The organism is Paenibacillus sp. S28 (genome assembly GCF_016624415.1).
Lineage (GTDB): Bacteria > Bacillota > Bacilli > Paenibacillales > Paenibacillaceae > Paenibacillus_AQ > Paenibacillus_AQ favisporus.
Window position 1 is genome coordinate 40639 of sequence record NZ_JACVTM010000017.1, and the last position, 12981, is coordinate 53619.

At 51.9% G+C, this 12981-nt stretch carries 8 protein-coding genes, 1 pseudogene and 1 riboswitch; of the genes and pseudogenes, 6 read left to right on the forward strand and 3 right to left on the reverse strand.

What is annotated here, in order from left to right; genetic code table 11:
* Positions 1–10: 10 nt before the first annotated feature.
* On the reverse strand, positions 11–1231 hold the full coding sequence (locus tag IAE55_RS28015) for a glucose-1-phosphate adenylyltransferase (protein WP_145158822.1): 1221 nt from the start codon (positions 1229–1231) through the stop codon (positions 11–13).
* A 196-nt stretch (positions 1232–1427) separates the two neighbouring features.
* On the opposite strand from IAE55_RS28015, the gene glgB reads away from it, so the two are divergent.
* Positions 1428–3530, forward strand: coding sequence for a 1,4-alpha-glucan branching protein GlgB (glgB, locus tag IAE55_RS28020; protein WP_200634501.1), 2103 nt, complete (start codon positions 1428–1430; stop codon positions 3528–3530).
* 16 nt (positions 3531–3546) lie between these two features.
* Positions 3547–4977 carry a glycogen synthase GlgA gene (glgA, locus tag IAE55_RS28025; protein WP_145158824.1) on the forward strand — a complete coding sequence of 477 codons (1431 nt, stop codon included), beginning with the start codon at positions 3547–3549 and terminating at the stop codon, positions 4975–4977.
* A 112-nt stretch (positions 4978–5089) separates the two neighbouring features.
* Here glgA and IAE55_RS28030 read toward each other — a convergent pair whose 3' ends face one another.
* Positions 5090–6838, reverse strand: a complete 1749-nt coding sequence (locus tag IAE55_RS28030) for an alpha-glycosidase (RefSeq protein WP_200634466.1) — start codon at positions 6836–6838, stop codon at positions 5090–5092.
* Between the two features lie 468 nt (positions 6839–7306).
* Between IAE55_RS28030 and IAE55_RS34415 the strand changes: the two are divergent.
* The 3 genes and pseudogenes from IAE55_RS34415 to IAE55_RS28050 all read left to right on the forward strand — a co-directional run bounded on the left by IAE55_RS34415 (position 7307) and on the right by IAE55_RS28050 (position 10708).
* A pseudogene (locus tag IAE55_RS34415) lies at positions 7307–8945 on the forward strand (ABC transporter permease subunit).
* The gene (locus tag IAE55_RS28045) at positions 8932–9654 is read left to right on the forward strand and encodes an amino acid ABC transporter ATP-binding protein (protein ID WP_076171392.1); all 723 of its coding nucleotides are present in this window, start codon (positions 8932–8934) and stop codon (positions 9652–9654) included. Before IAE55_RS34415 ends, IAE55_RS28045 begins: the two are co-directional and overlap by 14 nt.
* A gap of 238 nt (positions 9655–9892) precedes the next feature.
* A riboswitch (cyclic di-AMP (ydaO/yuaA leader) is annotated at positions 9893–10045 on the forward strand.
* 3 nt (positions 10046–10048) lie between these two features.
* On the forward strand, positions 10049–10708 hold the full coding sequence (locus tag IAE55_RS28050) for a 3D domain-containing protein (RefSeq protein WP_145158834.1): 660 nt from the start codon (positions 10049–10051) through the stop codon (positions 10706–10708).
* A 73-nt stretch (positions 10709–10781) separates the two neighbouring features.
* Here IAE55_RS28050 and IAE55_RS28055 read toward each other — a convergent pair whose 3' ends face one another.
* A complete protein-coding gene (locus tag IAE55_RS28055) occupies positions 10782–11624 on the reverse strand; it encodes a polysaccharide deacetylase family protein (protein ID WP_200634468.1) in 843 nt (280 codons plus the stop codon).
* Between the two features lie 271 nt (positions 11625–11895).
* Here IAE55_RS28055 and IAE55_RS28060 point away from each other — a divergent pair, with 271 nt between their 5' ends.
* On the forward strand, positions 11896–12918 hold the full coding sequence (locus IAE55_RS28060) for an NADH:flavin oxidoreductase/NADH oxidase (RefSeq protein WP_200634469.1): 1023 nt from the start codon (positions 11896–11898) through the stop codon (positions 12916–12918).
* The last annotated feature ends 63 nt before the right edge of the window (positions 12919–12981 follow it).

Sequence of the window (12981 nt, forward strand, 5' to 3'; positions counted from 1 at the left end):
ACATATTGTATTAAGAGGATAAGCCTTCGGCACGCAGGCGTCCGGTTTTTTCGTATACATCCTGCAGGAGTCGGGAAGGCTGGGTACGAATGCTTGGTTTCGGCATAACGGTTTCGTAAGGGCCGACTACCGTTACCTGACCCGGCGTTCCTTTGATGACGGCGCCGTCTTTAATGATCGCTCCTTCGCCAATAATGGCATGCTCAATCTGCACGTTGCGTCCGATCCGGACGTTCGGCATCACGACGCTGTCCTTAATCTCGGACATTTTGCCGACTTCGACACCACAGAACATCACGGATTGATGTGCTATGCCGTCCAACGTGCACGTTTCCGAGATCAGGCAGTTGGTCGCCATCACGCTGCGGTTCCGTGTCGACCCTAGCTTCGTACGCCATGGACGGGTGTACATTGGCCATTCACTGTTATGCAGCTTCCAGTCTAGATCGTCGGACAAGAGGTCCATGTGTGCTTCCCAAAGGCTGGCAACAGTGCCGACATCTCTCCAATACCCGTCAAAGCGATAGGCGAACAGTTCATCCTGATCCGCCAGCATCTTCGGAATAATATCCTTGCCGAAGTCATGGCTTGAGGCATCATTCGCGGCGTCCTCCATCAAATGTCTGCGGAGGTACTCCCATTCAAACAAATAGATGCCCATGGATGCCAGGTTACTTTCGGGTTCGGCCGGTTTCTCGGCAAAGTCCGAGATACGAAGCGATTCGTCCACGCTCATGACCCCGAAACGGCTGGCTTCCTCCCAAGGCACCTCCATGACAGAGATGGTGGCTTTGGCGCCGTTCTTTTGGTGAAATTGAAGCATTTGTTTATAATCCATGTGGTAAATATGGTCACCGGACAAAACCAGTACATGCTCCGGTTGGTGACGGTCAATATATTCGATATTTTTATAAATGGCATCAGCAGTTCCTAAGTATTCTGAGGATCCTGTGTTGTAAGAAGGCAGCAGGGTGATTCCGTCCTCTCCATTTTTTTGGAGGCCCCATGGTTCGCCTTCCCCGATATGCAGATGAAGCGATTCTGCCTCGTACTGCGTCAGCACACCGATGGTGTCAATGCCTGAGTTTACGCAGTTACTGAGAGGAAAATCGATAATACGGTAACGACCGCCGAACGGAACAGCGGGCTTTGCCAGTTTCGATGTCAGAGGTGATAATCTGCGCCCTTCACCTCCGGCAAGCAACATGGCGATGCATTCTTTTCTCTTCATGTCGTTTCCTCCCATTCAAAATTGTCAATGTAGTACATAAATAAACGACTATCGCCCATCTGAAACGATTATATTGAAATATCACTGAAAAATTACAATTTTATTTTTCAGCGGTCATTTTTATTTTCATTTTGGCTACAATGGGGTAATGGTTTACATGCACTATATTCCTAAAGCAGGTGATCATTTGGAGAACATGAATAAGGCGCCGGGTCAGCCGCTGTCTGCGGAAGACATCTATTTGTTTCATGAAGGGACCTCCTATCACAGTCACAGGATGTTGGGCGCTCATCCTGCTGTGGAAGAAGGCGAGGAAGGCGTCCGGTTCACCGTCTGGGCGCCCCATGCCCAGGCTGTAGGCTTGGCGGCAGACTGGAACAACTGGAACGGAGAAAAGGATTCGTTATATAAGATACCCGATTCAGGTTTTTGGACTCGCTTTTTCCCCGGAATCCGTTCAGGTACTTTTTACAAATATGACATGACCGGACCTGGCGGAGAACGGTTCCTGAAGGCCGATCCTTATGCGTTTCGGTCGGAGCTTCGCCCTGCTACCGCGTCGGTGGTCACGGATCTTGCCGGATATGTATGGAATGACGGCCCCTGGCGTAGGAAGAGAAAAGCACCTTACCGCAAGCCGCTGAATATATATGAGATCCATTTCGGTACGTGGCGGCAGAAAGAGGACGGGACTTTTTATACATACCGGGAAATGGCTGATCTTCTCATTCCTTATTTGAAGGAAATGCACTATACCCATGTCGAGTTTATGCCGCTTGCGGAGCATCCATACGATTTATCTTGGGGATATCAGGGAACCGGCTATTTCGCCGTGACGAGCCGCTATGGGACGCCGCATGACTTTATGTATTTAGTGGACGCCCTGCACCAGGCCGATATCGGCGTCATCCTGGACTGGGTGCCATCCCATTTCGCTAAGGACGCCCACGGACTCCGCCGGTTTGACGGGACACCGCTGTTTGAATACAGCGATGCCTATAAGGCTGAAAAACCCGGCTGGGGCACGCTCAGCTTCGACTTCGGCAAACCGGAGGTCCGCTCGTTTCTGATTTCCAACGCGTTGTTCTGGCTGGATATGTTCCACATTGACGGGCTCCGGGTCGACGCGGTCACCAGCATGCTGCGGCTTGATTTCGAGAAGCAGGAAGGACAGTTCCAGCGCAACGAGAACGGTGGTCTCGAGAACACCGAGGCGATCGCTTTCCTGCAGCAGCTGAACACCGTGGTGTTCAGCTATTTCCCAAATACGCTGATGATGGCCGAAGAATCCAGCGCTTGGCCCGGGGTTACCGCACCCGTACACGAAGGCGGGCTCGGCTTTAATTACAAATGGAACATGGGCTGGATGAACGACACGCTGGATTATGTGGAAACGCCGTTTGAACAGCGGCCCGGGCGGCATCATCTGCTGACATTCCCGATTGCTTATGCTTATTCTGAGAATTATGCGCTGCCTTTATCCCATGATGAAGTTGTTCACGGCAAAAAATCGCTGCTCAGCAAAATGCCTGGGGATTACGGGCAGAAGTTCGCCGGGCTTCGGCTGCTGCTTGGGTACCAGATGACCCATCCCGGGAAAAAGCTGTTGTTCATGGGCGGGGAGTTTGGCCAGTTTATCGAATGGAAGGACCAGGAGCAGCTCGACTGGCTGCTGCTGGATTACGAGAGCCACCGCAACATGCAGCGGTATACCGCGGAATTAAACCGGCTGTATCTGAACGAACCGGCGCTGTGGGAGCGGGATCATGAGCTTGAAGGGTACCAATGGATCACGCCGCATGACAACACGCAAAGCGTCATTTCGTACCTCAGAAAAGGGAAGAAAGCCGGTGACACCCTTGTCGTCATTATTAATTTTCAACCGGTGCGGCGCGAGCATTACCGGATCGGGATTGCCAAGGCCGGCACGTACGTGCCTGTGTTCTGCAGCGAGGATTCCCAATATGGTGGAAGCGGCGAGTTTAGCGCCGAACCCGTTCAGACGGAGAAGATCGCTTGGCATGAACAAACGTGCAGTCTGGAATTAACGCTGCCGCCGCTCAGTATGCTGATATATAAAAGGGAGCAACCCCGTACGAAAAAGGCGGTTTCGGGTAAAGAGAGTAAGCCAAGCAAGCGAAGTGCCGCGGCAAAGTCCGGCAAATCCGGTGAAACCACCCGGGTGTCGGCGTCCAAAGCCAAGGAAGGGTTAGAAATGCCTACTGCAGAGACAAAGAAAAGATCGGGCAGAGGCACCGGAAGGAAACCGGTGACGGAAGAACGGCCCGCGGATCAATGAATAGGAGGCAGGAGAGATGAAAGTCATATTTGCAGCAGCGGAATCGACACCGTTTATTAAAACAGGGGGACTTGCCGATGTAATTGGCGCCCTGCCCAAAGCGCTCAAGCGAAGCGGCGCGGATGTGCAGGTCATTTTGCCCAAACATAAAGGGATACCACAGCAATTTAGGGATGAAATGCAGCATCTCACGGAAATAAAAGTGCCGGTCGGCTGGAGAAATCAATACTGCGGCATCGAAAAGCTCGTGTACGACGGCATTCCGGTATATTTTCTCGATAACGAATACTATTTCGGACGGGACAGCGTGTACGGATACATGGACGACGGCGAACGCTTTGCCTTTTTCAACCGGGCCGTGCTTGAAGTGCTTCCGCTGATCGGTTCCGAGCCGGACGTGCTCCACTGCCATGACTGGCATACGGCGCTAATTCCGGTGTTGCTGCAGGCGCACTACCGCCATAACGAGTACTACCAGCACATCCGTACCGTGTTTACGATACATAATTTGCTGTACCAGGGAATTTATCCTTACGAGGTACTTGGCGAACTGCTGGAGCTGGGGCACCAATATTTTACGCCAGAAGGCCTTGAGTTTTACGGAAACGTCAACTTTATGAAAGGCGGGATCGTCTACGCCGATCACGTGACGACAGTGAGTCCGACCTACGCCAGGGAGATTCAGACGGCCCACTACGGATATGGGTTGGAAGGGCTGCTGTATTCGCTCGGTGACCGGCTGAGCGGGATCGTGAACGGAGTAGACACGAAGAGCTACAATCCAGCTAACGATGCGAGCCTCTACGTAAAATACCGGTCGAACCTGGCGAAAAAGAGGGAAAACAAAGCGGGGCTTCAGCAGGAGCTCGGCTTGCCGGTTAAGCCGGACGTGCCACTGATTGCAATGGTAACCCGGCTGGTGGAGTCCAAGGGGCTGGACCTCGTGACGCGGGTGCTGGACGAAATGCTGGATCACGACGACTTCCAGTTCGTCTTGCTCGGCACGGGCGACTCCGCCTACGAGCATTGGTTCCGCGAAGCGGCAGGGCGGCATCCGGACAACATGTCGGCGCAGATTACGTTCAGCGACGCCCTGTCACGCAAAATATATGCAGGCAGCGACATGTTCCTCATGCCGTCGAAGTTCGAGCCATGCGGCATCAGCCAGCTGCTGGCGCTGCGGTACGGCAGCATCCCGATCGTTCGCGAGACCGGGGGGCTGAACGACACCGTGCAGTCTTACAACGAGTTTACGGGCGAGGGCAACGGTTTCAGCTTCACGGCGTTCAACGCCCACGACATGATGCATACGATCCACCGCGCGGCAGCGTTTTACCAGCAGCCGGAGCATTGGAGCAAAATCGTGAAGAACGCCTTTGCCGGGGATTACAGCTGGAACATGTCCGCCAAGGAATATATGGACATTTATGAACGCGTCACCGTTTGAGCACAAGGAGCTGGTCCAGGCCGGCTCCGTGGTAATATCCACAGCTGCCAAGAATCCATTTGGAAAAAGCCTTCCGGAACTCCGGAAGGCTTTTCGTTATGAAGAAACCGATTTATTTGGTGAGATTTCGGTACAAAATCCGGTACCCGTAAGGGTCCAGACTGACATTCATCGTTCCGTTCTGGGTAGGCACCTTGTCGCCCGATAAGGCGTCCTTCCAGTCGTTCGTAACCATCGGGTGGGACAGCACTTGCGGCTTGTCGGTGTTGTTCATCCAGATGGTGAAATGAACCCGGCTGTCCATGCGCTCGTAAATAATGTTGGGATTGCCCGGTTCCGCCTTCAAAAAGCGGAAGCGGCCTTCGCGAAGCGCTTTGTTTTTTTTGCGAAGACCGATGAGCAGCTTGTAAAAATCGTACAGCTCGCGGTCCTGCTTCTTCGGATCCCACTCCATGCATTTACGGCAGTCCGGATCGCCGCCTCCGGTGAGGCCCACCTCGTCGCCGTAGAAGATGCATGGCGTCCCCATGAACGTGAACAGGAAGACGACCGCCAGCTTCATCCGGCGCTTATCGTGCCCGACACGTGTCAAGAGGCGCGGTGTGTCATGGCTGCACAGCATGTTGAACACCACTTCGTTCGTCTGCTGCGGATAGCGCATTAGGATGGTGCCCATTTTGTTGGCGAACGTCAGCCCGTCCATGCCGCCGTTGAAAAACTCCAGCACCTTGTCGGCAAAAGGGTAGTTCATGACAGAGTCGAACTGATCTCCTACCAGCCAGGCCAGGGAATCGCTCCACACTTCCCCGACGATATATGCATCCGGATTGGCGTTTTTGACGACCATGCGGAAGTCCCGCCAAAAATGGTGGTCGACCTCGTTCGCCACGTCCAGCCTCCAGCCGTCCAGCTTGATTTCCTTGATCCAGTACTCGGCAACGTCCAGCAAATACTGCTTCACCTCGGGATTGGCCGTGTTGAACTTCGGCATATTGCCGAAGAAGCCGAACGTGTCATACGTGGCGATCCCGTTCTCAACCCGTGCCGGAAACTGGTTGATATGAAACCAATCGGCATATTTGGACTTTTCCCCATGCTTAAGGACGTCCTGGAACGGTGGAAACTGTTCGCTGCAGTGGTTGAACACGGCATCGAGCATGACGCGGATCCCTTTGCTGTGACAGGCTTCCACGACCTGCTTGAGCAGCTCGTTATCCCCAAAATGCGGATCAACCTGCCTATAATCGACGATGTCGTATTTATGGTTCGACGGCGACGTAAACAAAGGTGTGAAATATATCGCATTAATTCCCAGATCGAGTAGGTCGTCCAGATGATCCAGGACGCCCTGCAGGTCGCCGCCGAAGAAATTGTCCGTTGTCGGCTGTCCTCCCCAAGGCTGTGTCCCTTTCGGATCATTGCTTGGATCCCCGTTCGCAAAACGTTCGGGCATAATTTGGTAAAAAATAGCATCCTTTGCCCAATCCGGCACCTTAAACACGTCGATCTCATGTATGTAAGAAAATTCGTAATAGCCGCCCGTCGGCGCCGGACAATTTCGGTACAGCCCGTTGTCGAGCATGTAAATCGTTTCTTTGCCGGAAGTGATCCGGAACGCATAGCTAAGACGCTTGTATTTAGGCAGCACGGCAGCCTCCCAATAATCGAACATATCGTCGGTCGCGGCTTTTTCCATCGTAATTTCAAAATAGGTCGAATCCCAGTCGTATTTGTCTCCGGTCATCGCAACTACCGTATCCACGTCGTTTCGTTTGGTGCGGACACGCAGATGTATCGTCTTCGGATCGTATGCATAGGCCCATTTGTCCCGGGGGACATGGTATAAAGCTTCCAGCAGCATGACTACACCTCCACTAAATATCTAGCTATTTAATACCTCATTCCCGGAATGATGAACCATGGCTGCCGCCTTAATCTGACGTTTCGGTGAACTTTTTGCGTAGGAGTCCCCATTGCGTGTAATTACATAATAAGAAGCTTTTCTTTCAAAGGGTGCAGGTTTTTGAAGGGATTTATGCATCCATATTAGGAAGGAGACGGGCTTTGAAACGGTAAATACATATTTATTCCGAAAAAGAGGGGGAGGTGACAAAAAGAAACCATAGAACTAGGAATAAATGGAATTAAAAAGCTGTAATCCGCCTTATCCTGGCTATTTTGAAATGTATTGACCACTGTATGAAAATGTCATTGCATAATCATGCATTTTTATTGTATGATTAGAACCGTGGTTTTTCGGGCTGGGCCGGATACGGATCATGCCTTTGAACAACAATAAGTATCATTGAAATGGACAGGAGAGATAGATATGAAAAAATGGGGTATTCTAACGGCATGCATTCTGCTGGTAGGCTCCCTGCTTGCCGGATGTGGTAGCAAACCTTCGACTGAAGGCGGCACGGCAGCGGGCGAACAGCCGGCCAGCGGCAAGACAATCGTGCTTGGAACAAGCGCGGACTTCCCGCCGTACGAATTTCATAAAATGGTGAACGGCAAGGACCAAATCGTCGGCTTCGATATCGAAATCGCTAAGGAAATCGCCAAAGACATGGGGGCGCAGCTTGAAGTCAAGGACATGAGCTTTGATGCGCTTCTCGGCGAGCTGTCCACCGGCCGCGTAGATTTTGTCATTTCGGGCCTTACACCAAACGAAGGACGCAAGAAACAAATCGATTTTTCGAACAACTACTATAAGGCGGAGCAGGCCGTTGTCGTCAGAGAGGCTGACAAAGACAAATACAGCACGATGAAAGCTCTGGAAGGAGTTTCGCTCGGCATTCAGAAGGGTTCGATCCAGGAGGACATCGCCAAGACGATTCCGGGCGCGAAGATCACCGGTCTGGGCAAAATTTCCGACATCGTGCTGCAGCTGAATTCGAGCCGCGTGGATGCCTCCATCATGGAGAAGCCGGTTGCCGAAGCATACATCAAGAACGTCAAAGGTCTGGTAATTGCGGATGCGGTTCCTGATTATAAGGAAGACGGCTACGCGATCGGGATCAAAAAAGGTAACACTGAGCTCGTGAACCAAATCAACAAAACGCTGGACCGTCTGAAATCCGAAAACAAGATTGAGCAGTACGTTGCCGAAGCGAGCGATTTGGCTGCACAGAAATAGAGGTTAAGCTGTCTGTTCTCATTTTATACATCGGAAAAAATAGCGAAGCGAATTCGCTATTTTTTCTGTTCAATGATGGGTACCTTGTTTCAAATATGTCCCGATCTGTTGTATACAGGGAAAGGATGGGACAGGCAGGTATGATGACAAAGGAGGTTCTTGGGTCTTTATGAATATGTTCTCCGTTTTTTGGGATTACCGGACGTATTTTGCGACAGGTATCCAGTATACACTGCTCCTGGCGGCCATCGGCGTCATATGCGGCTTCGTGCTGGGCATTATTATATCCTTGATGCGGATGTCCCGCTTTTGGCTGCCGAAGATGATCGGTTCGGTGTGGGTGGAAGTTCTCCGCGGTACCCCGATGGTTGTTCAGCTGTTTATTATTCACTATGGCCTCGTGGCCTTCGGGGTCAAATTTACGCCGATCGAGTCCGGTGCAATTACGTTGTCCATTAACAGCTCCGCGTACCTTGCGGAAGTGTTCCGTGCCGGAATCCAAGGGGTGGACCGGGGCCAGTCGGAAGCGGCCCGTTCCCTGGGAATGACGCGCAGCATGACGATGCGGTACATCGTGCTGCCCCAAGCTGTAAAAAGCGTGCTGCCGGCCATCGGTAACGAGTTTATTACGATTATCAAGGAATCATCCATCGTATCGTTTATCGGCGTCACCGACTTGATGTACCAGTCGGGGGCTATCCAAGGGATTACGTATGATTACCTCAGTCCGCTGCTGGTCATTGCAGCCATCTACTTCATTATGACGTTTACCTTGTCCAAGCTGCTGGGGGCATTTGAAAGGAGGCTGAATACCGATGATCAGCGTTAAAGATTTGCGCAAATCGTTCGGCAAGCTGGAGATTCTGAAAGGGATCGACATCGACATCGCCAAAGGCGAGGTCGTCGTCGTGATCGGCCCCAGCGGCTCGGGAAAAAGTACCTTTCTCCGCTGTTTGAATCTGCTCGAAACTCCTACAGGGGGACAGATCACGTTTGAAGGTGAGCCAATTACGGACAAACGTCACAACATCAATGCCACACGCGAAAAAATGGGCATGGTGTTCCAGCATTTCAACCTGTTCCCGCATAAATCGGTGCTGCAGAACCTCATGCTGGCGCCGGTTAAGGTGAAAAAGCAGCCGCCGGCCGAGGCGGAACGGATTGCCCTTGACCTGCTGCGCACGGTCGGATTATCCGACAAGAAGGATGCGTATCCGTCCCAGCTGTCAGGCGGGCAGAAGCAGCGGATCGCCATCGCGCGGGCGCTGGCCATGCAGCCCCACGTCATGCTCTTTGACGAGCCGACTTCGGCGCTGGACCCGGAAATGGTCGGCGAAGTGCTGGAGGTCATGAAGAAGCTCGCAGAGGGCGGCATGACGATGGTCATCGTAACCCATGAAATGGGATTTGCCCGGGAAGTCGGCGACCGGATCGTCTTTATGGACGGCGGACAAATTGTCGAGCAGGGGACGCCTGCAGAAGTGTTCGGTAACCCGCAAAACAGCCGCACGAAAGATTTTCTGAGCAAGGTCCTTTGACCAAGAGCCTGCATCTACAAATGATAAAGCCCTGGACGAGAATAATACTCATCCAGGGCTTTTTTTGTACCTTTTCATGAATAAATCGTTAAAATGAATGAAGATGTTGTAACTTTTTTGAAAGGAATTGAGCGGTTGCTCCCTTGATTAAGTCAGCTAACAACTCTATATAAAGCCTGATATTTCGAGGCTTTTGTATTGGTAACATTTTCATGCGCACAGGTTACAAAATTGTGATATATTTGTTGAGCCGAAACTTTTAAGGTAAAGTGCGGGGGATGTAATTTGTGTACATAGTACGCTTGGGGTGAATCGCACCAACAGGGCGTAGGGTTGTCTCCTCAATCCGAATCCGACAGCTAACTTCGCAGGCATCACGACTTAAGGAGGAACCATGAAAAGACTTAAAGGAATCAAGACACTTGCAGCCATCATCGGCATTTCTCTGGCGGTACAGGCGGTACCCACGTTTGCGGACTCGGTCCATGTAGCGAAGGATGGAGACACCTTCTATACACTATCTAAACAATATGGCGTTAATTTGAATCAACTGATGAATGCAAATCCGAATGTACAAGCAACCAATATTTATCCGGGCCTGAAATTAAACGTTCCCGGAGCAAGCACAGCCAAGGCATTTGCCGCAGAGGACAGCGGCTCCATCATCACGGCTGCTTCCCTGAACGTCAACGGCGATGACAAAGTCGTGGAAGCATGGGGTAAAACCTTCGATTACTCCAAAACGCTGGACGTCCGAGCTACGGCATACTCTTCCGCAGCTAGCGAAAACGGCAAGTGGGGCGCAGTGGATTACTTCGGCAACCCGCTGAAGCTGGGCACGATCGCGGTTGACCCGTCCGTTATTCCATTGGGAACGAAAGTGCTCGTTACCGGTCACAGCTTCCCGGGCCTCCCGAAGAAAGCCTTCGTAGCGACAGCTAAGGATACCGGCAGCGCGATTAAGGGGAAACGCATCGACATTTTCGTGCCTGGCAGCCCGGAAAGCGTCAGTGCCTTCGGATTCCAGGACGTTGAGCTGTACTTCATTAAATAGTCAATGCTATTCATAATAACACGGAAAAACCGGCTTTTGTACTCAAGCCGGTTTTTTTTGTACCCTCAGCGCGTTACTTGTCTTTTGGAACGTGAAGTAACCTCGGCAGCGTGACGAATGAATAGCCTTTATTTTTCAAGGTCCGAATAATGTCCGGAAGGGCATCGATCGTACCGCTGAGATTGGACGTGGTTCCGCCTCCCGCATGCTGAAGAATGATCGAGCCTTGCCCAACGGTGGACAGCACGTTGCGCTTGACCGCTTCCTTGCCGATTCCTTTCCAATCCAGCGAATCGACGTTCCAGTTTACGATTTTGTAGCCCTGCTGCTTGGCCCAGCGCAGTTGGCGTTCCGTGATGTCTCCATAAGGCGGCCTGATCAGCTTGGGCTTATAACCGACGATGCCGTAAAGCGTGTTCTCCGTCCGCTTAATCTCGGCTACATATTCGTCCATCTCCAATTTGTGAAACACGGGATGATTATAGGAGTGGTTTCCGATCACATGTCCTTCACGGACGATGCGCTCGACCAGCTCGGGATGCTTCTTCGCCCGGCTGCCCATCACAAAAAAGGTGGCTTTAATATGATGGGCTTTGAGCACATCCAGGATCTGAGGAGTAAACCTGGGATCCGGCACGTCATCAAAGGTTAGGGCCACCTCTTTGACGCGCGGACCGTGAATTTTGAACGTTTCGGGATATTTTTTGATCAGCTGGCCGAGCGTAAGGATCTGCTGTTCCTTCCGCTTTTCTTTCGCCTCCCGGCTGCTGGTTTCCCGTGCAGGTTCGGAACCTGACGGATGTTTCGGGGGTTCACCGCCTTGAGCGGCGGCTGCCAGCCGCCCGGACTGCCAAGGACAGATCAACAACAAAATCAGCAGGGAAGACAGCAATGTGCATAACAGCTTCTTTTTCATCCGTCTCGACTCCTTTCCACCGCGGACAAACAGCGAAAACATGATTATCCTTGTTATGTCCATAAGTTGATGCAATTATGTTGCTTTAAATCAGATGCTGGGCCACATTTTCATATCGTTCGGCAAAGCGTGTATAATAGAACTGATGGATTACGGTCGCTGCACGTTGGCCGTAACCGCGAGGTATGGACAATGAGCGGCGGCGCTGCAATCATATAACCCTGTTGTCATATAGGCTTAATCACATACAACATAAAGGAGACACGAAGCAATGGCAGATCTATTTACACCTTATGTACTTAAAGGATTATCTCTGAAAAACCGGATTGTTATGCCTCCGATGTGCCAATATTCGGTACAGGCTGAGGACGGGATTCCTAACAATTGGCATTATGTCCATTATGTATCCCGCGCAGTCGGCGGAGCCGGATTGATTATCGTAGAGATGACGGGGGTTCATCCCGACGGACGGATTACGAACCGGGATACGGGAATATGGGATGACGGGCAGATCCCTGCTTACCGCAAAATCGTCGACGAAGTGCACGCCTATGGCACAAGGATCGGCATCCAGTTGGGCCATGCCGGCCGCAAGGCGGAAGACGCGAACCCGCCTGTAGCTCCATCGGCCATCCGCTTTGACGAAAAATATAAAATTCCGAGAGCTTTGTCCACCGAAGAGGTCCAGAGTTTAGTTACCGCCTATGGGGAAGCGGCCCGGCGCGCGGTGGAGGCTGGCTTTGATACGGTGGAGATACACGGCGCTCACGGCTATTTAATCCATCAGTTCCATTCTCCGCTGACCAACCGAAGAGACGATGCGTATGGAAAAGACCTGGCTTTGTTCGGAGAAGAAGTCGTTAAAGCCGTCAAGAAGGCGGTCCCTGAAGACATGCCTGTTCTGATGAGAGTGTCAGCCAAGGAGTACGTGGACGGCGGTTATGACGTCGATTACTGCGCGGAAATCTGCCAACGATACCGGGATGCGGGCGTGGACGTATTTCATATTTCCTCCGGCGGTGAAGGTCATATCGGATCGAACGGCGGACCGAAGGCCGGCTCGGGGTACCAGGTGGAATTGGCGGAGCAAATGAAGGCAAAGCTGGATGTGCCGGTAATCGCTGTCGGCCGCTTGGAAAATTACGAGGAAGCGCAGCAGGTGGTGCTGGAAGGAAAGGCGGATCTGGTCGCAGTCGGCAGAGGCATGCTGAAGGATCCTTACTGGGCGCTCCATGCGGCTCAAGAGCTGAACGGAGAACAGAAGATCCCGAAACAGTACTTGCGCGCATTTTAACGAGGCACTGCGGAGATAAAGCTAATCAAGCATTCACAACAAAACGCTGGAGTCAGATCGGTT